At 73.7% G+C, this 25,268-nt stretch carries 28 protein-coding genes and 1 riboswitch; of the genes, 8 read left to right on the top strand and 20 right to left on the bottom strand.

The genetic code is table 11. The annotated features are described in order from the left end of the window. Positions 1 to 57: 57 nt before the first annotated feature. Positions 58 to 315 carry a metal-sensitive transcriptional regulator gene (locus tag Q0795_RS02570; protein ID WP_298749287.1) on the top strand — a complete coding sequence of 86 codons (258 nt, stop codon included), beginning with the start codon at positions 58 to 60 and terminating at the stop codon, positions 313 to 315. Positions 316 to 368: 53 nt separating this feature from the next. Here Q0795_RS02570 and Q0795_RS02565 read toward each other — a convergent pair whose 3' ends face one another. The 3 genes from Q0795_RS02565 to Q0795_RS02555 all read right to left on the bottom strand — a co-directional run bounded on the left by Q0795_RS02565 (position 369) and on the right by Q0795_RS02555 (position 2,866). Beyond that, positions 369 to 989, bottom strand: coding sequence for an L-threonylcarbamoyladenylate synthase (locus Q0795_RS02565; protein WP_298886071.1), 621 nt, complete (start codon positions 987 to 989; stop codon positions 369 to 371). Between the two features lie 65 nt (positions 990 to 1,054). Further along, positions 1,055 to 1,867 (bottom strand): alpha/beta fold hydrolase, encoded by an 813-nt coding sequence (locus Q0795_RS02560; RefSeq protein ID WP_298886069.1) that lies wholly within the window; start codon positions 1,865 to 1,867, stop codon positions 1,055 to 1,057. A gap of 9 nt (positions 1,868 to 1,876) precedes the next feature. Beyond that, a complete protein-coding gene (locus Q0795_RS02555) occupies positions 1,877 to 2,866 on the bottom strand; it encodes a GNAT family N-acetyltransferase (RefSeq protein ID WP_298886067.1) in 990 nt (329 codons plus the stop codon). A 72-nt stretch (positions 2,867 to 2,938) separates the two neighbouring features. Between Q0795_RS02555 and Q0795_RS02550 the strand changes: the two genes are divergently transcribed. Beyond that, on the top strand, positions 2,939 to 3,658 hold the full coding sequence (locus tag Q0795_RS02550; RefSeq protein WP_298886065.1) for a DUF421 domain-containing protein: 720 nt from the start codon (positions 2,939 to 2,941) through the stop codon (positions 3,656 to 3,658). Here Q0795_RS02550 and Q0795_RS02545 read toward each other — a convergent pair. Together Q0795_RS02545 and Q0795_RS02540 are read right to left on the bottom strand one after the other, a co-directional pair. Then, complete coding sequence (locus tag Q0795_RS02545) at positions 3,566 to 4,846, bottom strand: APC family permease (RefSeq protein WP_298886063.1); 1,281 nt, start codon at positions 4,844 to 4,846, stop codon at positions 3,566 to 3,568. The genes Q0795_RS02550 and Q0795_RS02545 overlap by 93 nt on opposite strands. A 14-nt stretch (positions 4,847 to 4,860) precedes the next feature. Next, positions 4,861 to 5,292: an OsmC family protein gene (locus Q0795_RS02540; RefSeq protein WP_298886061.1), complete on the bottom strand. Its 432-nt coding sequence runs from the start codon at positions 5,290 to 5,292 to the stop codon at positions 4,861 to 4,863. A gap of 18 nt (positions 5,293 to 5,310) precedes the next feature. On the opposite strand from Q0795_RS02540, the gene Q0795_RS02535 reads away from it, so the two are divergent. Continuing rightward, positions 5,311 to 5,934, top strand: a complete 624-nt coding sequence (locus tag Q0795_RS02535) for a histidine phosphatase family protein (protein WP_298886060.1) — start codon at positions 5,311 to 5,313, stop codon at positions 5,932 to 5,934. Here the strand turns inward: Q0795_RS02535 and Q0795_RS02530 are convergent. The 12 genes from Q0795_RS02530 to Q0795_RS02475 all read right to left on the bottom strand — a co-directional run bounded on the left by Q0795_RS02530 (position 5,931) and on the right by Q0795_RS02475 (position 17,160). Continuing rightward, the gene (locus Q0795_RS02530) at positions 5,931 to 7,478 is read right to left on the bottom strand and encodes a glutamate--cysteine ligase (RefSeq protein WP_298886053.1); all 1,548 of its coding nucleotides are present in this window, start codon (positions 7,476 to 7,478) and stop codon (positions 5,931 to 5,933) included. The genes Q0795_RS02535 and Q0795_RS02530 overlap by 4 nt on opposite strands. 73 nt (positions 7,479 to 7,551) lie before the next feature. After that, complete coding sequence (gene gcvP, locus Q0795_RS02525) at positions 7,552 to 10,458, bottom strand: aminomethyl-transferring glycine dehydrogenase (protein WP_298886051.1); 2,907 nt, start codon at positions 10,456 to 10,458, stop codon at positions 7,552 to 7,554. An 82-nt stretch (positions 10,459 to 10,540) separates the two neighbouring features. After that, positions 10,541 to 10,637, bottom strand: a riboswitch (glycine riboswitch). Between the two features lie 59 nt (positions 10,638 to 10,696). Continuing rightward, on the bottom strand, positions 10,697 to 11,245 hold the full coding sequence (locus tag Q0795_RS02520) for a MerR family transcriptional regulator (protein WP_298886615.1): 549 nt from the start codon (positions 11,243 to 11,245) through the stop codon (positions 10,697 to 10,699). A gap of 148 nt (positions 11,246 to 11,393) precedes the next feature. After that, positions 11,394 to 11,891: a bifunctional nuclease family protein gene (locus Q0795_RS02515; protein WP_298886048.1), complete on the bottom strand. Its 498-nt coding sequence runs from the start codon at positions 11,889 to 11,891 to the stop codon at positions 11,394 to 11,396. 64 nt (positions 11,892 to 11,955) lie between these two features. After that, on the bottom strand, positions 11,956 to 12,672 hold the full coding sequence (locus tag Q0795_RS02510) for a MerR family transcriptional regulator (protein WP_298886045.1): 717 nt from the start codon (positions 12,670 to 12,672) through the stop codon (positions 11,956 to 11,958). 59 nt (positions 12,673 to 12,731) lie between these two features. After that, positions 12,732 to 13,193 (bottom strand): FHA domain-containing protein, encoded by a 462-nt coding sequence (locus tag Q0795_RS02505; protein ID WP_139721371.1) that lies wholly within the window; start codon positions 13,191 to 13,193, stop codon positions 12,732 to 12,734. Between the two features lie 92 nt (positions 13,194 to 13,285). Then, positions 13,286 to 13,675 (bottom strand): glycine cleavage system protein GcvH, encoded by a 390-nt coding sequence (gene gcvH / locus Q0795_RS02500; RefSeq protein ID WP_298886039.1) that lies wholly within the window; start codon positions 13,673 to 13,675, stop codon positions 13,286 to 13,288. A 64-nt stretch (positions 13,676 to 13,739) separates the two neighbouring features. Then, entirely contained in the window at positions 13,740 to 14,582 is an 843-nt protein-coding gene (locus Q0795_RS02495; RefSeq protein WP_298886037.1) for a DUF881 domain-containing protein, read from the bottom strand. After that, positions 14,583 to 14,915: a small basic family protein gene (locus tag Q0795_RS02490; RefSeq protein WP_058891147.1), complete on the bottom strand. Its 333-nt coding sequence runs from the start codon at positions 14,913 to 14,915 to the stop codon at positions 14,583 to 14,585. Continuing rightward, the gene (locus Q0795_RS02485; protein ID WP_298886030.1) at positions 14,912 to 15,841 is read right to left on the bottom strand and encodes a DUF881 domain-containing protein; all 930 of its coding nucleotides are present in this window, start codon (positions 15,839 to 15,841) and stop codon (positions 14,912 to 14,914) included. The genes Q0795_RS02490 and Q0795_RS02485 overlap by 4 nt, the downstream gene beginning before the upstream one ends. After that, positions 15,841 to 16,473, bottom strand: coding sequence for a CDP-alcohol phosphatidyltransferase family protein (locus tag Q0795_RS02480; protein ID WP_298886027.1), 633 nt, complete (start codon positions 16,471 to 16,473; stop codon positions 15,841 to 15,843). Before Q0795_RS02480 ends, Q0795_RS02485 begins: the two co-directional genes overlap by 1 nt. A gap of 246 nt (positions 16,474 to 16,719) precedes the next feature. Then, positions 16,720 to 17,160 (bottom strand): hypothetical protein, encoded by a 441-nt coding sequence (locus Q0795_RS02475; RefSeq protein ID WP_298886026.1) that lies wholly within the window; start codon positions 17,158 to 17,160, stop codon positions 16,720 to 16,722. Here Q0795_RS02475 and Q0795_RS02470 point away from each other — a divergent pair. Next, positions 17,159 to 17,761, top strand: a complete 603-nt coding sequence (locus tag Q0795_RS02470; RefSeq protein WP_298886024.1) for a VOC family protein — start codon at positions 17,159 to 17,161, stop codon at positions 17,759 to 17,761. The two genes, Q0795_RS02475 and Q0795_RS02470, sit on opposite strands and share 2 nt — an antisense overlap. 39 nt (positions 17,762 to 17,800) lie before the next feature. On the opposite strand, the gene Q0795_RS02465 is transcribed toward Q0795_RS02470, so the two are convergent. From Q0795_RS02465 to Q0795_RS02455, 3 genes are read right to left on the bottom strand one after another with little or no spacing between them, the layout of a single operon-like run. Continuing rightward, on the bottom strand, positions 17,801 to 18,307 hold the full coding sequence (locus Q0795_RS02465; protein WP_298886021.1) for a DUF3830 family protein: 507 nt from the start codon (positions 18,305 to 18,307) through the stop codon (positions 17,801 to 17,803). Beyond that, a complete protein-coding gene (locus Q0795_RS02460; protein ID WP_298886019.1) occupies positions 18,304 to 19,776 on the bottom strand; it encodes an amidase in 1,473 nt (490 codons plus the stop codon). The genes Q0795_RS02465 and Q0795_RS02460 overlap by 4 nt, the downstream gene beginning before the upstream one ends. Further along, entirely contained in the window at positions 19,773 to 20,771 is a 999-nt protein-coding gene (locus tag Q0795_RS02455) for a D-2-hydroxyacid dehydrogenase (RefSeq protein ID WP_298886015.1), read from the bottom strand. Before Q0795_RS02455 ends, Q0795_RS02460 begins: the two co-directional genes overlap by 4 nt. A 65-nt stretch (positions 20,772 to 20,836) precedes the next feature. Here Q0795_RS02455 and Q0795_RS02450 point away from each other — a divergent pair, with 65 nt between their 5' ends. The 4 genes from Q0795_RS02450 to Q0795_RS02435 are packed head-to-tail and all read left to right on the top strand — an operon-like array spanning position 20,837 to position 25,246. After that, positions 20,837 to 21,610 carry an Asp/Glu racemase gene (locus Q0795_RS02450; RefSeq protein ID WP_298886012.1) on the top strand — a complete coding sequence of 258 codons (774 nt, stop codon included), beginning with the start codon at positions 20,837 to 20,839 and terminating at the stop codon, positions 21,608 to 21,610. Beyond that, a complete protein-coding gene (locus Q0795_RS02445) occupies positions 21,607 to 22,827 on the top strand; it encodes a M24 family metallopeptidase (RefSeq protein ID WP_298886009.1) in 1,221 nt (406 codons plus the stop codon). The genes Q0795_RS02450 and Q0795_RS02445 overlap by 4 nt, the downstream gene beginning before the upstream one ends. Next, positions 22,824 to 24,035, top strand: coding sequence for a PLP-dependent aminotransferase family protein (locus tag Q0795_RS02440; protein ID WP_298886006.1), 1,212 nt, complete (start codon positions 22,824 to 22,826; stop codon positions 24,033 to 24,035). Before Q0795_RS02445 ends, Q0795_RS02440 begins: the two co-directional genes overlap by 4 nt. Further along, positions 24,032 to 25,246 (top strand): M20 family metallopeptidase, encoded by a 1,215-nt coding sequence (locus Q0795_RS02435; protein ID WP_298886003.1) that lies wholly within the window; start codon positions 24,032 to 24,034, stop codon positions 25,244 to 25,246. Before Q0795_RS02440 ends, Q0795_RS02435 begins: the two co-directional genes overlap by 4 nt. The last annotated feature ends 22 nt before the right edge of the window (positions 25,247 to 25,268 follow it).

Genomic DNA, 25,268 nt, shown 5'->3' with positions numbered 1-25,268 from the left:
ATACCCCCCAGGGTATACCACGTGACGACGATATGCCCCCCGGGGTACCCTGGTGGGGTGGAACTCGCCCCGGAGACCGTCAAGCCCTCGATCACCCGACTGCGCCGCGCCCACGGACAGCTGGCGGCCGTCATCCGCATGCTCGAGGAGGGTCGGGACTGCGAGGACGTCGTCACCCAGCTCGCCGCGGTGAGCAAGGCCCTGGACCGCGCCGGCTACACCATCATCGCCAGCGGTCTGCGCCAGTGCCTGATGGAGGAGGACGGCGAGGTCGACACCCAGAAGATGGAGAAGCTCTTCCTGTCCCTCGCCTGAGGTCCGTCGTCCCCGGCGGGTCCCCGGGCCCGGGCGCCACGGCGCCGGACCCGTCACTGGAAGGGCGCGGGATCCCCCGAACCCACCCGCAGCACCTCGGCATACCCCTGGGAGAGATCGACCACCGTCGTGGGCTCGCAGCCCGTCTGGTCCCCGTCGACGACGACGTCCACCTGGTGGTCCAGGCGCTCCTTGACCTCCCAGCCGTAGCCCAGCGGCTCGTCCTCACCGGGCATGAGCAGCGTGCTGGTCAGCAGCGGCTCCCCCATCTCGGAGAGCAGCTGGCGGCAGATCGGTGCCTGGGGGATGCGGACGCCCACCGTCTTCTTCTTGGGGTGCAGGAGACGTCGCGGCACCTCCTTGGTCGCCGGGAGGATGAAGGTGTAGCAGCCGGGGGTGGCGGCCTTGACCGTCCGGAACACCGCGGTGTCGAGCTGCACGAACTGACCGAGCTGGGAGAAGTCGGCGCACATGAGGGTGAAGTGGTGCCGTTCGTCGAGCTGGCGGATGGAAAGGATCCGCGCCTTGGCGTCCGGGTCGTCCAGCCGCGCACCCAGGCTGTAGCAGGCGTCGGTGGGGAAGGCCACCAGCCCGCCCTCGCCGAGGACCTGCGCCACCTGCCGGACGAGCCGGGGCTGGGGGTCGACCGGGTGGATGTCGAGGAAGCGTGCCATCGTCCGACTCTAGCCATCCGGCGAGGCCCGGAACAGGGGCAGGACGGTCGGCCGCCGGGCTGCGGTCAGCCGGCCGGCAGGAAGTGGCGCAGCGTCGCCGTGAACGCCTCCGGCTGCTCGGAGTGCACCCAGTGCCCGGCACCCTTGATGGTGACCTGGACGGTGCGGGGGAAGAGCGCCCGCATCGGGCCCTCCTGCTCGGGCGTGATGTAGTCCGACTCGCTCCCACCGACCCACAGGACCGGCTCCTCGAAGGTCCGCCCGCCGTGCGGGACGTCCCCGGTGATGGTGCCGAGGTCGCGCAGCAGCACCTCGAGGTTCGGCTGCCAGCCGAAGGTGTGCGTCTCGGGGTCGCGACGCAGGTTCTGCAGCAGGAAGCCGCGCAGCATGCGCGAGTCCACGGCACCGGCCAGCTCGGCGTCGGCCTGGCCGTGCGAGCTGATCGCCTCGAGGTCGATCGCGAGCATCGCGGAGATGAGGTGCTCGAACTCCCCCACCTGCCCAGCCCCCGTGGGGCTGACGTCGACCACGACCAGCCGGTCGACGAGCTCCGGTGCCGTGAGGGCGGCGGTCATGGCGGTCTTGCCGCCCATCGAGTGTCCGACGAGGTGCACGGGTCCGTCGGCCGCGAGGACCCGCAGCTGCTCGACGAGCAGCCCTGCGGCGGTCGAGTAGTCGATGCGCTCGGTCCACGGGGACCCGCCGTGGTCGGGCATGTCGAGCAGGACGCACCGCAGGTCCGGCTGCAGGGCCTTGGCGATGCCGGTGAAGTTGCGGCCCCGGCCCAGCAGGCCGTGGCAGAAGACCACCGTGGGTCCGTCGTCACCGATGACGGTCTGGGCGAGCGGGCCTGTCGGGGCGTCGGGTGCGGAGGTCACCCGACCAGCCTAGGACGACGGCGGGAGCGGCCGACGCATGGCCGACGTCGCGTGCTTGTGCGCGAAGCCGAGTCGCTCGTAGAGCCGGGTCGCCCCGGTGAGGCTGGCGGAGTCCACGTCCAGCTCGATGACGTCGAAGTCGCCGCTGCGCTGCGCCTCGTCGATGGTCCGGGCCAGGGCGGCGGCGGCGATCCCGCGCCCCCGCGCCTCCGGGACCGTGCCGAGGATGGTGACGTAGGCCTCGCGGTCGACCCACTGGCCGACCATGACGTAGGCCAGGACCTGCCCGGCCAGCTCACCGTCCCGGGCCCACGCCAGGGTGGACACCCCGGGCCGGGAGCTGCGCGAGGCCCAGTGCTCGTGCCAGTGCTCGGGTGACTGCTGCCCGGACCCCCAGTGGTCGCGGAAGGCCGCGTTGTGGGCCAGACGCACGGCCTCCTCGTCCTCCGGCCGGGGCGCGCGCAGCTCGACACCCTCGACCGGCCCGATCGCCGGGGCGTCGGTCACCGGGCGCGTCAGCAGGTTGAACCAGCGCGCCACGGCATACCCACGATCGGTCAGCAGCTGCTGCGCCGAGGAGTCCTTCCGGCCGCCGCCCGCGGACAGGTAGCCAGGGACCCCGGGATGGCGCTGCGCCACGAGCTCGGTGGCCCGCGGCTCGAGCCGGTCCAGCAGCTCGGTGCCCAGGCCGCGCCCCCGGTGGTCGGCGTGCACGCCGCCCCCGAGGTAGCCCCGGGCCTGGCCCTCGTGGTCCGTCGACGGCGGGGCGAGCGCGAGGCCGTAGCCGACCATGGTCTCGCCCTCCCAGACGGCCCAGGAGTCCTGGGCGGGGTCGTGCCCGGGGGTGCGCAGCTCCTCCGCCAGGTCCTCGGCGGACAGGAACTCCTCGGTCCCGTCGACGACGGCCAGGTGGTTGACCAGCTCGGCCCAGGCCGAGACGTGCGCGTCCTGCAGCCTGCTCCACCGGTATGCCGTGCCCGGCGCCTTGTCCTCGTCCATGGTCCTAGCCTGCCCGACGGCACCGACGGACCTCCACCGGTTTGTCCGGTGACGTCTGCGACCATGGGGGCCATGCGTGACCTGTGGCACTACATCGGGATCACCCCGGCCGGGGCGATCGCCGTGGTGCTCAGCACGGTCACCATCTACTTCGTCTTCGGCGCCGTGCTGCGGCTGTGGGGACAGCGCCTCTACTCCAGCCCGCGCAGCCTCGACCTCGCCATCGTCACCGTGCTCGGCGCCATCGTCGGCCGGTCCACGATGGGCCACGTGCCGACCCTGACCGGAGGGCTCATCGCGCTGGGCACCCTGGCCACCCTGGAGGTGCTCTTCCGCAACCTGCGCCGGCTGCCGCTGCCCCAGCTGGACGAGCAGTCGCGCGCCCGTGCAGCCGTGCTGGTGGTGGCGGGGAAGGTGCAGACCGACACGATGCGGACCTACGGACTGACGACGCCCATGCTGTGGAGCGCCCTGCGCCAGGCCGGCGTCAGCCACCTCGCCCAGGTGGCCCTCGTGGTCCTGGAGCCGAACGGCCAGATCTCCGTGGTCCGGGCAGGTCAGCCGATCCACCCGCGGGCCCTGCTGGGGGTCAAGGGGGCGCACCGCGTGCAGGAGCACCTGCGCGGCGCCGGCCACCTGCACACCGGGCACGCCGAGCAGCCCCGCGCCGCCCACCCCTCGGAGCCGACGCCCGGCTCCTCACCCCGCAGCGTCCCGGCGCCCGGTCAGGGCGTAGCCGACCAACCCCAGGGCGAGGACGGCCAGACCTCCGGCGACGGCGGGCCCCGGTAGGGCGAGGGCCAGCGTCAGGCATCCGGCCAGGCCGAGCACCGGCACCCAGGGGGCGCCGCGCCACTGGCCCCGCAGGGTCAGGGCGCTGGCGTTGGCGACCGCGTAGTAGAGCAGCACCCCGAAGCTGGAGAAGGCGATGGCGCCGCGCAGGTCCGCGAGGAGGACCACCAGGAGGAGCACCGCCCCCACCACCAGCTCGGCCGTCCGCGGCACCCGGCGGGGCCCGGAGAGGGCGGCCCACGACCTCGGCAGGTGGCCGTCCCTGGCCATGGCGACGGTCGTCCGCGAGATGCCGAGCAGCAGGTTGAGCAGGGCACCGAGCGCTGCGAGCCCGGCCACCACCCGGACCACCCCCTCCCCCGGACCCGGGAGGGCGACCGCCGCGAGGTCGGCCACCGGGGCCGACGAGCCCGCCACGGACTCCACCCCCAGGCCCCGCAGCAGCCCCACGGCCAGGAGCAGGTAGACCACGAGGACCACCGTCAGCGAGACGACCACCGCGCGAGGGATCGTCCGCTCCGGGTCCCGGACCTCCTCGCCGAGGGTGGCGATCCGGGCGTAGCCCGCGAAGGCGAAGAAGAACAGGCCCGCACCCTGCAGCAGGCCGAGGACGTCGTCACCGACCGTCACCGGGACGGTCCCCTCGGTCGGCGCTCCGGGCAGGCTGGCCGCGACGAGGACCCCTAGGAGGGTGGCGAGGACGACCCCGACCACCACCCTGGTGACCCCGGCGGACCGCTGCACCCCGGCGAGGTTGAGCGCGGTCACCGCGACCACGGCGACGACGGCCGCGACCCTCTCCCGGCCTGGTGCCAGGTAGGCGGCCGCCGTCATCGCCATGGCGGCGCACGAGGCGGTCTTGCCGACGACGAAGGTCCAGCCGGCGAGGTAGCCCCAGAGCGGGCCCAGCCGCTCGCGCCCGTAGACGTAGGCACCGCCGGCCGCGGGGTGGCGCGCCGCCAGCGCCGCGGAGGACAGGGCGTTGCAGGTGGCGACCGCCCCGGCGAGGAGCACCGCGACCAGGACCGACACGCCGGCGGCCTGCGTGGCCGGGCCCCAGACCGCGAACACGCCGGCCCCCAGCATGGCCCCCAGCCCGACCCCCACGGCGTCGCGCAGGGTGAGGGTGCGCAGCAGGCCACCACCCACGTCACCCGTGCCGCCCGGGAACCGGCCATCCGACGGCATACCGGTGCCCTGGGTCAGCGGATCTCGAAGTCGACCTGCGTCGGCAGGGCGACCGTCCGGGACACGGTGCACAGCCGGTCGCGGGACTTGGCGACGGCGTCCGGCAGCCGGTCGCGCGCCTCCTGGCCGCCCTCTCCGTCCGGGAAGTCCACCTGGACGGTCACCGTGACCGGCCCGAGGTGGTTGCCGTCGGCGTCCCGCAGCTTCTCGGCCCCGGCCGAGATCTCGAAGGACGACGGCTCGGCCTTGCGCGAGGTGAGCAGGTCGACGTCGATGCCGGAGCAGCCGGCCACCGCCACGAGCAGGAGCTCGACCGGGGAGAAGGCCGTCCCGTCCTCGCCGGCGCCCATCCCCACCGGGATCGACCCGCCCCGGGCGTTCACCGCCTCGAACTGGCCGGGCCCGGTGCGGGTCAGGGACACGGAGCGGTAGCTGTCATCAGGCATGTGGGTAGTGTGCCAGGAATGGATGACCCCACCAGCGAGATCCCCGGCCCTGCCATCCCCCCGCACCACCTCGTCCTGATCCGGCACGGCGAGACCGAGTGGTCGCGCTCCGGCCAGCACACCGGCCTCACCGACCTCCCCCTGCTCCCCGAGGGCGAGCGGGCCGCCAGCGGGCTGCAGAAGGTGCTGGCGGGGCGGACCTTCGCCCACGTGCGCTGCTCGCCGCTGCAGCGCGCCCGCAACACCGCGCAGCTCGCGGGCCTGCAGGTCGACGAGATCGACGAGGACCTGAGGGAGTGGGACTACGGTGGCTACGAGGGGCGCAGCACCCCGGACATCCGCCGCGAGCTCGGCTACCGGTGGAACGTCTTCCACCACGGGGTCGTCCCCGGCGACACCCCGGGCGAGACCGTCGAGCAGGTCGCCGGGCGCGCCAGCGTCGTGCTCGAGCGGTTGTGGCCGCATCTCTTCGAGGGTGACGTGGCCCTCGTGGGCCACGGGCACGCGCTGCGCATCCTCACCAGCGTCTACCTGCGGCAGGCGCCGCGGTTCGGCCAGCACCTGACCTTCGAGGTCGGCTCCGTGGCCATCCTGGGCCACCACCGCGAGCAGCCCACGGTGGAGGCCTGGAACCACCGTTAGGCCGAGCGCTCCGCGGCCGGGGCCGCGCCCTGGCGGTCCCCGCCGGCCAGGGCCTGGACGTCCGGCACCTCCCACAGGTGCACGGGAGTGTTGTCCTCGGAGTGGTCGAGGTAGTGCCCGAACATGGCCCGCAGCGCCTCCGGGCGGGAGTAGCCGGCCGCCTCGTAGGCCTCGGTGACCGCCACCTGCCAGCTCGCCCCGTTGGTGCGCGCCCGGCAGCGGCCCTCGATGACGGACAGGTAGTGGCTGCGGACCTCGCGCCGCAGGCCCAGCGCGGCCAGACCGTCGTCGGCGACCGACAGCAGGTGGTCCGCCACCAGGTCGACGGCCGGCAGGGTGCCGACGCCCGGCCAGACCTGGGTCGCCGCGATGCCGTGCTTGGCGGCCTCCCGGAAGTTGCGGTCCGCGTCCGCGAAGGACATCTTGGTCCAGATCGGGCGACCGCTGGTCGTGAAGGACTCCAGCAGCCCGTAGTAGAAGCAGGCGTTGGCGACCGTGTCGACGGCGGTCGGGCCCGCGGGCAGCACGCGGTTCTCCACCCGCAGGTGCGGGACACCCTGGGTGGTGTCGTAGATCGGGCGGTTCCAGCGCCATACCGTGCCGTTGTGCAGCTTGAGGTCGAGCAGGTGCGGCACCCCGCCGGCCGCGAGCACCGCCTTGGCGTCCTCGTCCGAGGTCTCCGGCAGCAGCGCCGGGAAGGACCGGACGTTCTCCTCGAAGAGGTCGAAGATCGAGGTGATCCAGGTGCGGCCGAAGTAGGCGCGCGGGCGGACGCCCTGGTGCTTGAGCTCGATCGAGCGGGTGTCCGTCATCTGCGTGAAGAGGGGGATGCGGGTCTCGGCCCACAGTCGCTTGCCGAAGAGGTAGGGCGAGTTGGCGCCGACGGCGATCTGCAGGCTGGAGATCACCGTCGCGGCGTTCCAGTAGACCGGGAAGTCCAGCGGTGTGACCTGCTGGTGCAGCTGGACCGAGGTGCACCCCGACAGCGGCCCGATGGTGTCGTGGTAGCTCTCGACCCGCTCCCCCGTCGGCCCCTCGATCTCCAGCTCCAGCCCTTCGCCGCGCTCCCGGATGAGGGAGTCGTTGAGCGCGGTGTAGCGCACCCCGTCGGACAGCCACGGCTCATCGAAGAGCTCGGCCTGCAGGGTCGGGACGACCCCCACCGAGGCGACCCGGCAGTCGTGGCCGCGGGCCGCGTCACCGGCGCGCCGCAGCGACTGGGACAGCCAGCGCTCGAGCCGCACGGCCTGGTCGCCGGCCATCGGCCGCGGGGGCACGTTGAGCTCGATGTTGTAGCGCCCGACCTCGGTCTGGAAGTCGCCCTCACCGATGTCGGCCAGCACCTCACGGTTGCGCAGCGCCGGGTCCAGGGTCTCCTCGTCGACGAGGTTGAGCTCGATCTCCAGACCCATCTGCGGCCGGGTGAAGTCGAACCGGCTCCCCTCGAGCATCTGCTCGAAGCAGTCGAGGTCGTCGCGGACCTTGGCGCGGAACGCCAGCCGCTGCTCCCGCGTGAACTCGCTGTGACTCACCTCTTGGCCCATGCGCTGAATCCTCACACACTGTGGCGTCCACCACCACCACCAGCGCTGGGCGCGGGGGCACCGCCCCCGCGGGTCAGGACTCGAAGTCCTCCGGCGGGGGGCAGGAGCAGACGAGGTTGCGGTCGCCGTAGACGCCGTCGATCCGGCGCACCGGAGGCCAGTACTTCCGGTCCGGGTCGACACCCTGGGGGTAGGCCGCGCTCATCCGGTCGTAGGACGCGTCCCACTCCCCCGCGAGGGAGAGCGCGGTGTGCGGCGCCCCGCGCAGCGCGCTCGCCTCGACGCCGCCCTCGGACTGCGCCGCCTCGTCCATCTCGCCGCGGATGGCGATCATCGCGTCGATGAAGCGGTCGATCTCGGCGAGGTCCTCGGACTCGGTGGGCTCGACCATGAGGGTCCCCGCCACCGGGAAGGACATGGTGGGGGCGTGGAAGCCGTAGTCGATGAGCCGCTTGGCGACGTCGTCGACGCTCACGCCGGTGGCCTTGGTCAGGCCGCGCAGGTCGAGGATGCACTCGTGCGCCACGAGTCCGTGGTCCCCGGTGTAGAGCACCGGGAAGTGCTCGTGCAGCCGTCGGGCGACGTAGTTGGCCGACAGCACGGCGACCTGCCCGGAGCGGGTGAGCCCCTCCCCGCCCATGAGCCGGATGTAGGCCCACGGGATCTGCAGGATGCCGGCCGAGCCGAAGGGGGCCGCGGAGATCGGTCCGGGACCGCTCGCCGGGCCGGCCTGCTCGTCGAAGGGGTGGTTGGGCAGGTAGGGCGCGAGGTGCTCGCGCACGGCGACCGGACCGACCCCGGGGCCGCCGCCGCCGTGCGGGATGGTGAAGGTCTTGTGCAGGTTGAGGTGGCTGACGTCCCCGCCGAACTCGCCGGGCTTGGCGATCCCGAGCAGGGCGTTGAGGTTGGCGCCGTCGACGTAGACCTGGCCGCCGGCCTCGTGCACCAGCTCGCAGAGCTCGGTGATGGTGTCCTCGTAGACGCCGTGCGTCGACGGGTAGGTCACCATGATCGCCGCGAGCTGCTCCCGGTGGGTGTCGATCTTGGCGCGCAGGTCCTCGAGGTCGACCTCCCCGGTGCCGGTGCTCTTGACGACGACCACCTTGAGGCCGGCCATCACCGCGCTCGCGGCGTTGGTGCCGTGGGCGCTGGCGGGGATGAGGCAGACGGTCCGCTGCTCGTCGCCATGGGCCAGGTGGTACCTGCGGATGGCGAGGAGCCCCGCGAACTCCCCCTGGGCGCCGGCGTTGGGCTGCAGGGACACCCGGTCGTAGCCGGTGATCTCCTCGAGCCAGCCGCACAGCTGGTCGATGAGCTCGCGGTAGCCCGCGCTCTGGTCGGCGGGCGCGAAGGGGTGGATCGAGCCGAACTCCGGCCAGGTGACCGACTCCATGGCCGTGGTGGGGTTGAGCTTCATGGTGCACGAGCCCAAGGGGATCATGCCCCGGTCCAGGGCGTAGTCCTTGTCCGAGAGCGTGCGCAGGTAGCGCAGCATCGCCGTCTCGCTGCGGTGGCTGGAGAACACCGGGTGGGTGAGGTATGCCTCGTCCCCGGCGCGGGAGAGGTCGCCGAACAGGGCGGAAAGGTCCTCCCCGGAGGTCGGCTCCCCGGTCCCGTCGTGGGCGGACAGCCCGTCGGGGTCGGCCCCGAACGCCTCCGCGACGGCCCGCAGGTCCGCCGTCGTCGTCAGCTCGTCGACCGACAGCAGCACCGTGTCGTCGTCGACCCGCCACAGGTTGATGCCGCGCTCGAGCGCCGCGGCGAGCACCTCCTCGGCCCGGCCGGGGACCCGCACCTGCAGGGTGTCGAAGAAGCGGTCGCCGGCGAGCTCGAGGCCGGCCCCGGTGAGCACCTCGGCGAGGGCGGACGCCTGGTCGTGCACCCGCCGCGCGATCCGGCGCAGCCCCTCGGGACCGTGCCAGACGGCATACATCGAGGCCATGACGGCGAGGAGGACCTGTGCCGTGCAGATGTTGGACGTCGCCTTCTCCCGCCGGATGTGCTGCTCCCGGGTCTGCAGCGCCAGGCGGTAGGCCTGCTTGCCGTCGACGTCCTTGGAGACCCCGACGAGGCGACCCGGCAGGGTGCGCTCCAGGCCGTCGCGCACCGCGAGGTAGCCCGCGTGCGGGCCGCCGAAGCCGAGCGGCACCCCGAGGCGCTGGGTGCTGCCGACGGCGACGTCGGCGCCCCAGCGGGAGGGCGGCGCGAGCAGGGTGAGCGCCAGCAGGTCCGCGGCGGCCGCGACGAGGGCGCCGGCCTCGTGCGCCGCGGCGCTCAGGTCGGCGAAGTCGCGGACCTGGCCGTCGGCGCCGGGGTACTGCACCAGGACACCGAAGACCTCGCGGTCCCCCGCCGCGGCGCGCAGGCCCTCCGCGTCGGTGACCCCGCCGAGGTCGGCGGTCACGACCTGCCACCCGATGGCCTCGGCCCGCGCCCGCACGACCGCCTCGGTCTGCGGGAAGACGTGCTCGTCGAGCAGCAGCACCGCGTCCTGGGCGACCTTGCTGGAGCGTCGCATCAGCGCCATCGCCTCGGCGGCCGCCGTGCCCTCGTCGAGCATGGACGCGCCGGCGACGGCCAGGCCGGTGAGGTCGGTGACGACCGTCTGGAAGTTGAGCAGCGCCTCGAGGCGGCCCTGGGAGATCTCCGGCTGGTAGGGCGTGTAGGCGGTGTACCACGCCGGGTTCTCGAGGATGTTGCGCAGGACCACCGGCGGCGTCTGGGTGCCGTAGTAGCCCAGGCCGATCATGGGGGTGACGACGGTGTTGCGACCGGCGAGCTCGCGCAGCTCGGCGATGACCGCCTGCTCGCTGGCCGCGGCCTCGATCGCCAGCGGCGCCGCGCCGCGGATCCCCTCGGGGGTGGCCGCCTCGACCAGGCCCTCGAGGCTGTCGTAGCCGACGACCTCGAGCATGCGCTCGACGTCCTCGGGACGGGGACCGACGTGACGGGCGACGAAGTCGGGTGAGTGGTGGCTCATGGACGGAGGGCTCCTTCGGGCTCGGGCCTGCGCTGGCACCTCCCCCTCTGCCGGTCCCGCGCACGGGACGTTCCAGAGTTGCCTGCTTCGCGTGGTCCCGGGCGCCTGAGAGCTTGGTGGGGAGTATGCCCCTTCGGCGCCTCACCGCTGCAGGGAGAGGACTCTCCCACGCGACGTCGTCGGCGTGCCCAATCTAGCATCGGTCCCGCCGAGGTCGACGCCCCGGCGGGCCCGCGGGTCAGGAGGTCTTGCGGGCGCGGCGGCGGGCGGACAGCTCGTCCCCCGGGTGCTCTCCGACCGGGGCGTCGGCGCGCTCGCTGGGCAGCTGGGCGAGCTGCCCCTCGACCTCGCGCCAGACGCTGCCGACGGCGATGCCGAACACGCCCTGACCCCCGCGCACCAGGTCGATGACCTCGTCGTCGCTGGTGCACTCGTAGACGCTCGCCCCGTCGCTCATGAGGGTGATGTGCGCCAGGTCCTGGACTCCACGCTCGCGCAGCGCCGTCACCGCCACCCGGATCTGCTGCAGCGACACCCCGGTGTCGAGCAGCCGCTTGATGATCTTGAGCACGAGGATGTCGCGGAAGCTGTAGAGCCGCTGCGTGCCCGAGCCGGAGGGGTTGCGGACCGACGGCTCCAGCAGGCCGGTGCGGGCCCAGTAGTCGAGCTGGCGGTAGGTGACGCCGGCCGCGCCGCAGACCGTGGGGCCGCGGTAGCCGATGCCGTCGTCCAGCGCAGCGGTGTCCTCGGTGAAGAGCAGCCCCTGCGAGGCGGCCGCCTGCTCCACCGGGCGTCCGCTCGACCCGCCCGGCGCGTCTGCTCCAGCGTTCACCGGTCCTCCTCGCAGTTGTGACTCGTGTGACTGGGGTGCCGCATGGGCACGGGTCGACGGTATGCGCAGGGGCACCCCTGGTCAACGACGCCACGCCGGGACATCAGGGGCGGTCCTCGTCGGTGCCGGGTTCCCCGGGCGACTCGAAGTCCTCAGCAGAGACCTCGTCGAGGAACTCCCGGAAGCGCTCCACCTCGTCCTCCTCCTCGACCGCCATCGTCACGCCGACGTCGTCGAGCAGCTCCTCCGTGGTGCGGATCGGGGTGGCCGCCCGCAGCGCGAGCGCGATGGCGTCCGAGGGCCGGGCCGACAGGACGGTCCCGCCGTCGAAGTGCAGCTCGGCGTGGAAGATGCCGTCCTGGAGGCCGGTGATGCGCACCTCCTCCAACGTCCGTCCCAGCGCCCCGATCATCGTGACCATGAGGTCATGGGTGAGGGGTCGCGGTGGCTCGACGCCCTGCTGGGCGTAGGCGATCGCGGTGGCCTCCGGGGCACCGATCCAGATGGGGACGTACCGCTGCCCGTCGCGTTCGCGCAGCAGGACGATCGGGCTGTTGTTCGGCATCTCGACCCGGACACCGAGCACGTCGAGCTCTCTCACCCCGCCACGGTACCGCTCCCGGCCCGCGCGCGCCGGGCCGGAGGTGCCCGGCGGGTCCGCGCGATCAGCGCTGCGCGAGCCCGGAGCGCACGAGGGCGACGTGCAGCGAGAGCGTGTGCGCCAGCAGCTCGGCCTCCCGGTCGGCCGGGTCCGGGCCGGAGGCGCCTCGGGCGCGCCGACGACGCAGCGGCTCCAGGAGCTGCTGGGTCAGGCCGATCTCGCGGTCCGCCGCCACCCGGAAGAGCCGCAGGTGCCGGGCCTCCAGCCCGTAGCGGGACAGCGCCACCGCGGCCTCGGCCACGTCGACGTCGTCGGCCTGGTGCTTGCCCCCCGAGTCGGTGCGCAGCAGACCGAAGGCCTTGAGCTGGGCGTAGGCCGCGGCGTCGAGGCCGGTGCGCTCGCGCAGCTCCAGCGGGGACAGGCGGACCGCCCGCCGCCGGCGCAGCGCCCCGGCGCTCAGGTCGGCCATCGGGACGCCGGTCGAGACCTCGGCGGGCGGGGCCGGCGCCGGGGTGGCCGGGGTCGCGGCAGGCGCGGGTGTGGTCAGGCCCGGCACGTCCAGCCCGCGGTCCAGCCGGTCGAGGGCGTCCTTGATGACCTTGAGCGGCCAGAACCGGTCGCGCTGGGCGGTGAGGACGAAGCGCAGACGGGCGATGTCGGCCTCGGTGAAGTGGCGGTAGCCGGAAGCGCGGCGCTCGGGGCTGATGAGCCCCTCCTGCTCGAGATAGCGGATCTTGGAGTCGGTGAGGTCGGGGAAGTCGCCGTGCAGCTGCTTGAGCACAGCACCGATCGAGACCCCCCTCGAAGGTCCGGCCGGAACGTCGTCGTGGGCCGCCGAGCTCACGACCGACCGCGGTAGTAGACCAGCCGGAACTTGCCGATCTGCACCTCGTCGCCCTGGTTGAGCGGCATCTCCTCGATCCGCTGCCGGTTGACGTAGGTGCCGTTGAGCGACCCGACGTCACGCACGGCATACCCGTCCTGCTCCTTGACGAACTGCGCGTGCCGACGGGAGACGGTGACGTCGTCGAGGAAGATGTCGCTGTGCGGGTGACGCCCGGAGCTCACCTCGTCGGCGTCCAGCAGGAAGCGCGCCCCGGAGTTGGGCCCGCGCAGCACGATGAGCAGGGCCGTGCCCGGCCGCAGTGCGTCCACCGTGCGCTGGTCGTCGGCGGAGAGCCGGGGCGCCTCGTCGTCGAAGGAGTACTCGGCGGCGGGGAGGTCCACGCCACCGGGCAGGCGGGCCGTCGTCGGGTCGGCACCCAGGTCGTGATGCTCGCGGTCACGATCGTCGCCACTCATGGTGCGGACCTCCTCGTCGGTGGGGTGGGCGTGCTGACCGTCGACCGGTGGTCGACGGTGGTGGCCCAACTCTACGTCAGGCCACAGACACCTCAGTCGAGCTGGCTCTGGTAGGCCTCGGCGTCCATCAGCCCGTCCAGGACGGAGGGGTCGGCGAGCTTCAGCTCGTACATCCAGCCGTCACCGTAGCTGTCGGTGTTGACCAGCTCGGGGGTGGCGTCCAGCAGCTCGTTGACCGCCGCGACCTCGCCCGCGAGAGGGGCGTAGATGTCGCTGACCGACTTGGTCGACTCCACCTCCCCGCACGAGTCCCCGGGGGCCACGTCCTCGCCCACGGTGGGCAGCGAGACGTAGACGACGTCGCCGAGCGCGTCCTGGGCGTAGGCGGTGATGCCGACCCGCACCACCCCGTCCCCCACGTCGCGGACCCACTCGTGGTCGGTCGTGTAACGCAGGTCATCGGGGTACTGCAAGGTGCTCATCGCTCTCCTCGGACGGACGTACCGGTCGCCGTGCGTGTCTCGGACGGCAGTGGCCTGCCGCGACCTAGGGGGCCTGGGTCGGCGGCACAGGCTGAGCGTAACGAGGCTCGCTCGGCTCGTGCAACGCATCGATGAGCACCGTGTCCGCCTCCACCACGGTCACGTCGGCGCCGGCCCCGCGCAGGGAGTCGGAGAAGCCGCCGGGGATGGCCATGGCTCCGGCGAGGGTATGGGCGTCCCCCACCGCGGTGATGGTGTAGGGGGTGCTCAGTGCCTGGCCGTCCAGCAGCACCTCGCCCTGCTCGCCGGTCCCGACGTAGGAGGAGGCGACCACCCGCACCGTGCCCACCTGGATCGCCTCGGCGCCCGCGTCGCGCAGCTCCTGGATGCCGTCCAGCAGCATCGTCTGCGTGATCACCCCGCCCTCGTCCTGCACGAGCACGGTGATCCCGGGTCCCTCGACCGGGACGGTGCCGGCCAGGATCTGGTAGGACTGCAGCCGCTGCCGCGCCGCCTCGCGGGCGGCCTCGTCGCCCTCCGCGCCCAGCAGCCGGGACCGGTCGTCCTCCAGCTGGGCCACCTCCACGCCGAGCTCCTGGGCCCGGGTGGTGACGTCGTCGAGCAGCGCCACCAGCTCGGTCTCCCGCAGCTGCTGCAGCCCGGCCTCCTCGGTGACCCGGGCCTGGGCGACGAGCGCGACGCCGAGCGAGGCGGTCAGCAGGGCGGCGACCAGCTGGCCCCGCGTGGGATGGAACCGGCCGAAGGCGCGCAGCCGGCGCCGCGCCTCCTCGCGGCTGGGCAGCGGGCGGCGGCGCAGCCGCGAGAGCCGGCGCCCCGGCCGGCCCGTCGGAGGGCTCTGGTCGGGGGGCGCAGGGTCGGGGGGCGCAGGCTCGGGGTCGTCGGCCACTCAGGCCCCCAGCAGGTGGCGTCGGATGGCGGCGACGTTGGAGAAGATCCGCAGGCCCAGCACGACCACCACACCGGTGGACAGCTGCGCCCCCACACCCAGCTGGTTGCCGAGGAAGACGATGAGCGCCGCCACGACGACGTTGGAGAGGAAGGAGATGACGAAGATGCGGTCGTTGAAGATGCCCTCCAGGGAGGCCCGGGCCGCGCCGAAGACCGCGTCCAGCGCGGCGATGACGGCGATGGGGAGGTAGGGCTGCAGCCAGGACGGGACCTCGGGGCTGACGACCAGCCCCAGGACGATGCCGACCATCAGGCCGAGGACGGGGATCACCGGGGCTCCTCACGGGTCGGGGTCGAGCTCGGCAGGTCGCCCTGCTCGGGGGTCTGGGGCGCGAGCTCGGTGGGGATGCGACCCTCGCGGGTGCTGAGCCGCGCTCCGGCCCCGACCACCACCTGCTCCTGGGGCACGACCTCGGAGCGGAGGCCGAACTGCCGGTCCAGCTCCCGGAGGTAGGCGCCGGTCATCCCGGAGGTCAGCTCCTCCTGCAGGGCCTGCGGGTCGCCGATCGCGCGGACGACGTAGGGGGGCGTGAGGCCGCGGAAGTCGACGATGATGGCCTGGCCGGCGAACCGGATCGCGGAGGTGCTGGTCAGCCGGTGCTCGTTGATGGCGATCGCCTCGGCGCCCGCGCTCCACAGCCCGTTGACGACGAGCTGCAGGTCGCGCGAGGTGACCCGCTCCAGGTCGCCCTCGTCCCCCGGTGCCGCGTCGGTCGCGCGGTCGGCGTCCCGCAGGGTGACCTCGACCCCGGGCCCCTGGAGGGCCACGCCCCCGGCCCGTAGCTCTGCGGCCGCCAGCCGGGACCCGCTGCCGGTGGTCTGCAGCGACTGCTCCTCGGCGCCCCGGATGTCGGCCCGCAGGCTCGCGACCTGCTCGCTGCGCTCGTCGCCCAGGGCCTGCGCGGCCTCGATCCGCTCGATCAGCTGGTCACGACCGGCCGCCTCGGCCGGGTCGGGCGTGCGGAGGGTGGCGGCCGTCACGCTGAACAGCAGACCCAGCGCCACGGCGGTCCCGAACATCAGCCACGTCCGCGTGCCGGAGGAGGGCGCCAGACCCGAGGCGAGCCGGTCCTGCGCCGCGGAGGAGTAGCCAGGGCCGACCGGCGGGTCGAGGACCTGCTCCAGGAGTGCCATCGAGGCCGCCGGGTCGCGCTCGACCGGCGGGTCTGCCGGGGCCTCGGGCCCGAGCCGGCGCATCAGCCGGTCACCCCGGCCCGGCGGCGCTGACGCACCATCCCCGCGACCTGCCAGCCGTAGACGAGGCCGGTCACCCAGTAGAGGACGGTGCCCCACCACAGGAGGGCCCAGCCGGAGGCCAGGCTGAGCACGCTCCACCAGCCCGGCACGTGGCCCAGCAGCACCAGCGGGAAGCCGCCGAGGAGGTTGAAGGTGGCCGCCTTGCCGATGAAGGTCACCTCGGGGATCGGGAGGTGGTAGTGGCGGACCACGGGATACATGAGCACGATGAACAGCTCCCGGGCGAAGAGCACGGCGACCAGCCACCAGGGGATGACCCCGACGGCGGCCAGCCCCAGCAGCGTGGCCGCGATGTAGAGCCGGTCGGCGATCGGGTCGAGGACCTGGCCCAGCCTGCTGGTCAGCCCGTAGCGGCGGGCGATCTTGCCGTCCGCGAAGTCGGACACGCCGGCCACCACGAGCACCAGCGCCGCCCACCCCAGCTCGCGCTCCACCAGCGCCCAGACGAAGACGGGCACCAGCGCCAGCCGGACCATCGACAGGAGGTTGGGCACCGTCCACAGCCGGTCGGTGACCGGCAGCACCCGCTGTCGGCCGGCCCCTCCGGAGCTGTCCCCCTGGACGTCGGTCATGGCCCGAGTGTAGGCGCTGCGGGGCCATCCCCCCGAGGCGCGACCCGCCCGTCCGCAGGGGTGTGACTGGTCTGACACCGGCGGCGTCGCAGGCGGTGACGCCGGCGTCAGGGCGCCGAGCAGTTGAGGCGCGACTGCACCGGGTATGTCGTCACATCGCCCTGGCGCGCGACATCACCGCTGCAGTCGCGCACCACCGGACGCAGGATCGGGACGCACCGGACGTCCGGACGAACCAGAGGTGCGTCAACGGCGCCTCGCACGCGGTGACGGCGGCGCCAGACGGCCGAGGAGCCATACCCCCAGCAGCGCGATGCCGACACCATGGAGCACGGCGGCGGCGCTCCCCACGACCAGCGCCGGGGGGCCGAGCTGGTCGACGTAGCCCTGGAGCACCTGCAGGACGACGGCCGCCGCCACGAACAGGGCGCCGACGCCGGCGGCTCGTCCTGCCGGCGCACCCGTCGGCAGCCGGACCAGGTCCCAGCGGACGGCGAGAGCGAGCGCCGCCAGGACGGCGCCCAGGCCGAGCAGCAGCGAGGAGAGCAGGACGGTCAACCCGGCCACCGCGAACAGCCCCTCCCGCAGCGGGGTGGACGGGGTGGGCCGCCAGAGGGCCACCGAGGGCAGGCTCAGCAGGAACCCCACCACCAGGATCGCCCCGACCCACACCCATACCCTGCGCATGAACCCCACCCTAGGGGCCACCCCGTCCGCCGGGCGCGGCGATGAGTCCCGGGGGCGGCCACGGTCATACCACCACCAGCGCGCCATCCCGGTGCGCGGAGAGCGGAGGGAGACCCCCATGATCCACCTCGGGCACTGCCTGTGGTTCGACGACCAGGCGCAGGAGGCGGCCGAGTTCTACTGCTCCGTCGTGCCGGGCTCACGCGTCCTGGAGGTGAGCCGGTACGCCGCGGACACGCCCTCGGACAAGCCGCTCGGCTCGGTGATGACGGTCGAGTTCGAGCTCGCCGGCGTGCGGTACACCGGCCTCAACGGCGGGCCGCACTTCACCCCCGACGAGGCCTTCTCCATCGTGCTGCGCACGGACACCCAGGAGGAGACCGACCACTACTGGGCGGCGCTGCTCGAGGGTGGCGGGCAGGAGAGCCAGTGCGGCTGGCTCAAGGACCGCTACGGCATCTCGTGGCAGGTCTACCCGACCGAGCTGGACGAGCTGACCACCCACGAGGACCCCGAGGTCGCCCGCCGGGCGACCGAGGTGATGCTCACCCAGCGCAAGATCGAGATGGGCCCGATCCGCGCGGCCGCGCTCGGCGGGTGAGGACCGGCCGGCGCGGGGTCGGTGTCGTGGTGCCGGTGGTCAACCCTCGGCGCGCGCCAGCGTCAGGGTCTCGCCGCGGGCGCCGCCCATCCAGACGTCCTGGCAGGCGCGCGCCATCTCCGGCAGACCCTCGACGATCTCGCCGAACACGTTGCCGGGCACCCAGCCCTGGTCGCCGTTGATGAGCAGGTTGTTGCGCCCGTAGAACACGGCGAGGTCGACGATTCCGCCCTCCCCCGCCGCGCGGTGCTCACGCTCGGTCTCGTAGCCGTAGGCGGGGTTGCCGAGGTCGGCGCCGTCGAAGGTGAACCAGCACACGTCACCGGGGATGGGGGTGATGGTGGTGTTCTCCTTGCCGGGGTCGTCCCCCAGCCGCGGCACCAGGGTGTAGATCTCGTTGCGGGCGTACTTGCCGTGGAACACCGGTGCGCTGAGCGGCAGGGCGTCCCAGACCGCCGCGCAGGTCCGGGGCGCCTCGTCCTCCAGCAGCCGCGCCCGGCAGGTGACGGCGCGGGTGTCCAGGGTGATGGTGATGAAGCGGCTCATGGGTGCTCCTCGGTCCGGTCCAGCAACGGGGGTATGACGTCGCGCCAGCGGGTGCGCTCCTCCAGCGTGCGTCCCACCCGGAGGGCGAGGGCGTCGGCGTGCCGGGCGGTCACCAGCTGCACCCCGACGGGCCGGCCGTCGTCGGTCAGCCCGGCGGGCACCGACAACGCCGGCTGCTGGGTCATGTTGAAGGGGTAGGTGTAGGGGGTCCACGACGTCCACAGCTGGTCGGGGGCCTCGGGCCCCTGCTGGCTGCGGTCGAAGGCGGGACCCGGCACGGTCGGCGTGAGGAGCACGTCGTGCTGCTGGTGGAACCGGCCCATCCGACGCCCCAGCTCCATCCGCACGGCGGTGGCGTCGAGGTAGTCCGCGGCGCTCACCCCCTGTCCGTAGGTGCGGATCGCCCGCCGGAGGCCGGGGTCGACCTGCTCGAGGGCTCCGTCCCCGTAGGCCTGGACGACCTTGTCGGCGCCGGTGAACCACAGCGTGTGGAACGCCTCCAGGCAGCCGGTGCCGGCCAGCTCGGGGTCCACCTCCTCGACCATGGCCCCGGCGGCGGCCAGCACCTCCGCGGCCTCGCGCACGGCCCGGTCCACCGCGGGGTGGTTGACGACGTCGTCCCCCAGCCCGAGCCGCGGGGACACCGCCACCCGCACCCCCTCGACCCCGTCCTCGAGCCCGTCCAGGAAGGAGCGCGGCGGCTCCGGCAGCGCGGACCAGTCGCGGGGGTCCGGCACCCCGATGAGGTCGAGCATGAGGGCGGCGTCGGCGACCGAGGTGGTCATCGGACCGGCGTGGGCGAGGGTGCCGTAGGGGCTGGCCGGGTGCAGCGGCACGCGGCCGTAGGTGGGCTTGATCGCGACGGTCCCGGTGAAGGCGGCCGGGATCCGCACCGATCCCCCGCCGTCGGTGCCGACCGACCAGGCGCCCATCCCGAGGCCGACCGCCGCGGCCGCTCCCCCGCTGGACCCGCCGGCGGTGAGCGCCGGGTCCCACGGGTTGCCCGTCGCACCGTGCCGCAGCGAGTCGGTGGTGCCCTTCCAGGCGAACTCGGGCGTGGCGTTCTTGCCGAGCAGCACGCAGCCGGCCGCGCGCAGCCGGGCGACCGCGGGTGCGTCCTCGGGCCAGTCCGACCCGGTCCCGGGGTCGATGAGCAGGCTTCCCCGCAGCGTCGGCCAGCCGCGGGTGAGCAGGATGTCCTTGATCGTCGTCGGTATGCCGTCCGCCGGACCGAGGGGACATCCGCTCTCCCAGCGGCGGGTCGACTCGCGGGCCGCACGCATCGCCCCCTCGGCGTCGACGAGCACCATCGCCCGCACGAGCGGGTCGAGGGCCTCGATCGCGGCCAGGGCCGCCTCGGTGGCCCGCTCCGGCGTGGTGGTGCCCGCGGCGTAGCCGGCCGAGAGCTCGAGGGCCGTGGGGCGGGACGGGTGGCGCGGACCGGACCCGTCCCGGGGTGCGGACGTCATACCGTGTCCTGCCCGGTCCGGGAGCGGGGCACGTAGCCCAGCTCCTTGTCGACGACCCCGGTCAGCGGCTCGCCGGCCAGGAAGCGGCGCGCGTTGGCGACGAACTGGTCGGCGAGAGTGTCCCGCCAGCCGACGACGTCGCCGGACAGGTGGGCCGACAGCACGAGACCGGGCGTGTCCCAGACCGGTGACCCCGCCGGCGGGGGCTCCTCCTCCAGCACGTCCAGCGAGGCGCCGCCCAGGTGTCCCTGACGCAGCGCGGCGAGGAGGTCCTCCTGCACGACGCTCGCCCCGCGGCCGATGTTGACGACGTGCGCGCCCGGTCGCATCGCCGCGAACACCGCGGCGTCGAGGAGGCCGGTCGTGGCGGGGGTCAGGGGTGCGGCGTTGACGACGTGGTCGGCCCAGCCGACGTGCTCGGTGAGCGAGCTGCTCGCCACCACCTCCCCCAGCTCGGGGTCGTCCGCGACGGCGCGTCGACCCACCGCCCGGACCTCGCACCCCACCGCGCGCAGCAGCGTGACGGTCGCCCGGCCGATGCCGCCGGTGCCGATGACCATCACCCGCTGGCCGGCCAGCAGCGTGGTCTCCCGGTGCTGCCAGCGGTGCTGCCGCTGCAGCTCCCGGCTCTCGTGGAGCCGTTTGGCGTGCGCGAGCACGCTGGCCAGGACGAACTCGGCGATGGGCCGGTCGAAGACCCCCTGCGCGTTGGTGACCGTGACCGGCGAGCGCACGAGCGCGGGGAAGAGCAGGCTGTCGACACCGGCCGCCGCGACGTGGATCCACTCCAGGGCGTCGGCGGCGTCCCAGGCCTGCGCGACGGCCGGGGAGAAGAAGTCCCAGAGGAAGAGGACTTTCGCCCCGCCGAGCGCCGGCGCGAGGCCGTCGGCGTCCACGACCTCGAGCTCGAGGTCGTCCTCCAGGTCGGCGAGCTGGGGCGGCGGGTCCAGACCCGGCGCCGTCAGCACCACGGCTCGTGCGCGAGATCCCGTCACACGGTGACGGTAGAAAGGCCGTGTCGGATTGTCAACAATCCTGATCGTCAGGCAGGGTGGGGCAGGTGCGTGAGATCCGCGAGGACGGGATCGGCGTGATCGTGCCCTACGACTTCGCCCTGGACCGTGAGCTGTGGCGGTGGTGCCCCGTGGGCGCCACCCTCCACCTGACCCGCACGCCCCACCTGCCGCTGCCGGTGAGCATGGCCCAGGCGCGGGCGGTCCGGGCGCCCGGGGCGGTCAACCAGGCGACGCATGACCTGTCGGCCGTGCTGCCGGGTGTCGTGGCGTACGCCTGCACGTCGGGCAGCTTCGTCGCCGGGACGCAGGGCGAGCAGGCGCTGCGCGAGACCGTCCTCGAGGCCGGTGCCCCCGCGGCCGTGACGACCAGCGGCGCCGCGGTCGGCGCCCTGCGGGCGCTCGGCGTCGACCGGGTCAGCGTCGTGACCCCCTACGACGAGGACGTCACCGAGAGCCTGGGACGCTTCCTCACCGCCGCCGGGATCCAGGTGGTCTCCGCCGGGCACCTCGGGCTCAGCGGGGAGATCTGGACGGTCCCCGAGGAGGTCACCGCCGACCTCGTGCGGCGCACGGTGTCCCCGGACGCCGGGGCCGTCTTCGTCTCCTGCACCAACCTGCGGACCTACGACCTGCTCGCCGACCTCGGAGCCGAGCTCGGCATACCCGTCCTCAGCGCCAACCAGGTCACCCTGTGGCTCGCCCTGGCGGTGCTGGGCCGCGCGGCCGTGGGCCCCGGGCAGGCGCTGCTCGACCGGCGCCCCGACCTCGGGGACAGCGGCATCCTCAGCACCACCGAGACCTGGCAGGGAGCACCGTGAGCGAGCTGACCGAGATCACCACGGCCGAGCAGACGGCCCACCCGCACACGCTGCGGGCCGAGCACGAGGAGCGGCTGGCGCGGGTGCAGGACGTGCTGGCCGGCCGTGGCCAGGACGCGCTGGTCGTGACCGACCCGGCCAACCTCTACTACCTCACCGGCTACAACGCCTGGTCGTTCTACATGCCGCAGGCCCTGCTGGTCCCGGCGCGGGGCGAGGCGCACCTGGTGCTCCGCGCGATGGACGCCAAGGGCGGGCACCACACCGCCACCCTGCCGCCCGAGCAGATCCACGGCTACCCCGAGCACTACGTCCACCGGCACGACATCCACCCCTGGGAGTGGATCGCCCGGCGTGGACGCGAGGTCGGCGCGCTGCCCACCGGACCGGCGGTCCTCGCCCTCGAGCTGGACGCCCACTACTTCAGCCCGCGCGCCTACCTCGCCCTCGGTGCGTGCCTGCCGCAGGCGCAGCTGGTCGACAGCCTGGAGCTGGTCAACTGGCTCCGGGTGGTCAAGTCGGAGACCGAGATCGCGCTCATGCGGGCGGCCGGGGAGGTGACCGTGCGGGCGATGACCGTCGCCATCGACAGCCTGCGGGCGGGGGCCCGCCAGTGCGACGTGGTCGCCCAGATCCAGCAGGCGCAGGCCCACGGCACCGAGGCGCTCGGCGGCGACTACCCCGCCATCGTGCCGATGCTGCCCAGCGGTGAGACCGCCGGCACCCCGCACCTGACCTGGGTGGAGGAACCGCTGCGCCACGGCGAGGCCACGACGGTGGAGCTGGCCGGCGTGCACCGCCGCTACCACGTGCCGCTGGCGCGCACGGTGAGCCTGGGGCCTCCCCCGGCCCGGCTGGCGCAGACCGCCGAGGCCACCGGCCTCGGGCTGGAGCAGGCGCTCGCCGCGATGCGGCCCGGCAGCACCACGGCCGACGTGCACGCCGCCTTCACCCGCACCATCTCCCGGTACGGCCTGTCCAAGGAGTCGCGCATCGGCTACTCCATCGGGATCGGCTACCCGCCCGACTGGGGCGAGCGCACGGTCAGCCTGCGCGCCGAGGACCACACCGTGCTGACCCCCGGCATGTGCTTCCACGTCATCCTCGGGATGTGGATGGACAGCTGGGGTTATGAGACCTCCGAGTCGGTGCTCGTCACCGACGGCCCGCCCGAACTGCTCGCCCCCCTCGACCAAGGACTGGTGACCCACCCATGACCTCCGCCGCCACGACCCGCCTCCCGCTGGCCTCCCGGACCGACCTGCTGGTCGGCTCGGTCATCGACTCCAGCACCTCGCTGCTGGCCCGGCAGACCCACGACATCGTCCGCTTCGCCATGGGCAGCCCGGCGGCCGAGGCGATCCCCACCGAGGCGCTCGCCGAGGCGGCCCGGACCGAGCTCGGCACGCCCGCGTCCTACGACTACGCGGCCACCGAGGGCGACCCGGGGCTGCGCGCGGCCCTGCTGCAGATGCTGGAGGGGACGACCGACGCCACCACGGACGAACGCCTCACCATCACCGCCGGCGGCATGCAGGGGCTCGACCTGGCCGCCAAGCTCTTCATCGACCCGGGCGACCTCGTCACCGTGGAGTCGCCCACGTACACCAACGGCAGCGCGACCGCCCTGGCCTACCAGGCCGAGCTCGCCGAGATCGAGGTCGACGAGGACGGGATGTCCATCGACGCCCTGCGCGCCGCCGTCGACCGGGCGGGCCGCTCGCCCAAGGTCATCTACACCGTGCCGACCTTCCAGAACCCCTCCGGCACCTCGATGTCGCTGGACCGCCGCCACGAGCTGCTGGAGCTGGCGCGCTCCTGGGGCAGCGTCGTCCTCGACGACGACCCCTACGGCATGCTGCGCTTCGCGGGGGACCCGGTGCCGAGCCTGCACGAGCTCGCCGACGGCGACCCGCTGGTCTTCTCGGTGAGGACCTTCTCCAAGATCGTCGCCCCCGGGCTGCGGGTGGGCTGGGTGGACGCCGACCCCTCGCTGGCCCAGCTGCTCATCCACGCCAAGCAGTCCATGGACACGTGCACCAACCTGCCCGCGCAGCGGCTCGTCGCTGCCTTCCTGCGCTCGGGTCGGCTGGAGGAGCACCTGGCCGTGCAGCGGGAGGAGTACCGCCGGCGCAAGGACGCCATGCAGCAGGCGCTCACCGAGCACTTCTCCGGCCGGGCGACGTGGACCGACCCCGAGGGAGGCTTCTTCCTCTGGGTGTCCTTCGACGAGGAGGTGGACACCGAGGCGCTCTTCGAGACCGCCCTGGCGGAGGGGGTCGCCTACATCCCGGGCAACGCCTTCTCGCCCGCCCGCCGCTTCCCGCACGACCTGAGGCTGTGCTTCGCCTCGACCCCGACGGACCGCATCCACGAGGGCGTGGCGCGGCTGGCGCGCGCGGTGGACCTCGCCACCGGCCGATGACGGGCGCTCCGCCCGCCGGCACCGAGCAGGAGGTGCTCGCCCGGATCACCCCCGACCGTCTGGTGACCCTGGCGCAGGAGCTCGTGCGGGCCCCCGGCGCCAACCCTCCGGGTGAGGAGGCCGCGACGGCGGAGGAGCTGACCCGCCTCGCCGGAGGTCTGGGGCTGCAGGCCGTGCTGGAGGAGGTCGAGCCGGGCCGGCCCAACGTCGGCGTGCGCCTCGACGGCGGCGACGGACCCGGCCTGCTCTTCCTGGGGCACACGGACGTCGTCCCGCCCGGCCCCCTGGAGGAGTGGGGCGTCGACCCGTATGCCGGGACCCTCGCCGAGGGCCGGATCGTCGGCCGCGGCAGCGCCGACATGAAGGGCGGGCTCGCGGCGGTCCTGGTCGCGATGGCGGCCGTCCGCGAGAGCGGGGTCCGGCTCAGCGGCCCGGTCCGGCTGGACGCGCTGTGCGACGAGGAGCAGAACGGCATCGGCATCCGCCGCTACGTGCAGCAGCCGGCCCCGCCGCTGCTGGGGTGCGTCGTGGCCGAACCCACCGACCTGGCGACGGTCGTGGCCGCGCGAGGTGCGTCATACCTGCACATCGAGGTGCGCGGGGTCGCCGCCCACGCGGGGCGGCCCGCGGACGGGCGCAACGCGATCAGCGGCGCGGCGCTGGTCGTCGCGGACCTGGACCGGTGGCAAGAGGAGCTGGCGGCGACCGCGCACGCCCTGGTCGGCCCGGCCACCGTCAACGTCGGCGTCATCCAGGGCGGCACGTCGGGCTCGGCGGTGCCCGACCTGTGCCGCGTCGAGGTGGACCGCCGGCTGCTGCCCGGGGAGCCGATGGAGACGGTGGTCGAGACGGTCAGGGAGAGGCTCGGCGCCCTCGACCTGGAGTCGCGCGGGCTGAGCTGGTCGGTGAGCTCACCGATGGACATGCCCGGCTTCGAGACGGCGCCGTCCGAGGAGGTCGTGCGGGTGGTCGACGCGGCGATGGACGGGGCCGGGCGCGGCCCGGTGCCGCTGCAGGGGTGGACGGCCGCCTGCGACGGCGGCTTCGTGGCGCGCGAGTGGGGCATCCCGGTGGTGGTCCAGGGCCCCGGCTCGGTGCACGAGCAGGCCCACCGGCCCGACGAGTCGGTCGCGGTCGCTGAGCTCGTGGTCGCCGCCCGCGGCTACGCCCGCACGATCCTCCACCTCCTCGCACCCGACCCTCGTGGGTGACGTACCGGACGCGCCGTGGGCA

It is taken from the genome of uncultured Serinicoccus sp. (assembly GCF_947487915.1).
GTDB lineage: Bacteria > Actinomycetota > Actinomycetes > Actinomycetales > Dermatophilaceae > Ornithinicoccus.
This window is presented reverse-complemented; position numbering and strand designations above follow the sequence as displayed.

What these genes read in the sequence shown, in the direction of transcription:
- Q0795_RS02470 (WP_298886024.1), top strand. Translation starts at nt 17,159, where the DNA reads ATGAACCCCACCCTAGGGGCCACCCCGTCCGCCGGGCGCGGCGATGAG.
- Q0795_RS02465 (WP_298886021.1), bottom strand. Translation starts at nt 18,307, where the DNA reads ATGAGCCGCTTCATCACCATCACCCTGGACACCCGCGCCGTCACCTGC.
- Q0795_RS02475 (WP_298886026.1), bottom strand. Translation starts at nt 17,160, where the DNA reads ATGCGCAGGGTATGGGTGTGGGTCGGGGCGATCCTGGTGGTGGGGTTC.
- Q0795_RS02460 (WP_298886019.1), bottom strand. Translation starts at nt 19,776, where the DNA reads ATGACGTCCGCACCCCGGGACGGGTCCGGTCCGCGCCACCCGTCCCGC.
- Q0795_RS02545 (WP_298886063.1), bottom strand. Translation starts at nt 4,846, where the DNA reads ATGCCGTCGGATGGCCGGTTCCCGGGCGGCACGGGTGACGTGGGTGGT.
- Q0795_RS02550 (WP_298886065.1), top strand. Translation starts at nt 2,939, where the DNA reads ATGCGTGACCTGTGGCACTACATCGGGATCACCCCGGCCGGGGCGATC.
- Q0795_RS02530 (WP_298886053.1), bottom strand. Translation starts at nt 7,478, where the DNA reads ATGGGCCAAGAGGTGAGTCACAGCGAGTTCACGCGGGAGCAGCGGCTG.
- gcvP (WP_298886051.1), bottom strand. Translation starts at nt 10,458, where the DNA reads ATGAGCCACCACTCACCCGACTTCGTCGCCCGTCACGTCGGTCCCCGT.
- Q0795_RS02505 (WP_139721371.1), bottom strand. Translation starts at nt 13,193, where the DNA reads ATGAGTGGCGACGATCGTGACCGCGAGCATCACGACCTGGGTGCCGAC.
- Q0795_RS02440 (WP_298886006.1), top strand. Translation starts at nt 22,824, where the DNA reads ATGACCTCCGCCGCCACGACCCGCCTCCCGCTGGCCTCCCGGACCGAC.
- Q0795_RS02435 (WP_298886003.1), top strand. Translation starts at nt 24,032, where the DNA reads ATGACGGGCGCTCCGCCCGCCGGCACCGAGCAGGAGGTGCTCGCCCGG.
- Q0795_RS02485 (WP_298886030.1), bottom strand. Translation starts at nt 15,841, where the DNA reads ATGCGCCGGCTCGGGCCCGAGGCCCCGGCAGACCCGCCGGTCGAGCGC.
- Q0795_RS02535 (WP_298886060.1), top strand. Translation starts at nt 5,311, where the DNA reads ATGGATGACCCCACCAGCGAGATCCCCGGCCCTGCCATCCCCCCGCAC.
- Q0795_RS02555 (WP_298886067.1), bottom strand. Translation starts at nt 2,866, where the DNA reads ATGGACGAGGACAAGGCGCCGGGCACGGCATACCGGTGGAGCAGGCTG.
- gcvH (WP_298886039.1), bottom strand. Translation starts at nt 13,675, where the DNA reads ATGAGCACCTTGCAGTACCCCGATGACCTGCGTTACACGACCGACCAC.
- Q0795_RS02565 (WP_298886071.1), bottom strand. Translation starts at nt 989, where the DNA reads ATGGCACGCTTCCTCGACATCCACCCGGTCGACCCCCAGCCCCGGCTC.
- Q0795_RS02480 (WP_298886027.1), bottom strand. Translation starts at nt 16,473, where the DNA reads ATGACCGACGTCCAGGGGGACAGCTCCGGAGGGGCCGGCCGACAGCGG.
- Q0795_RS02540 (WP_298886061.1), bottom strand. Translation starts at nt 5,292, where the DNA reads ATGCCTGATGACAGCTACCGCTCCGTGTCCCTGACCCGCACCGGGCCC.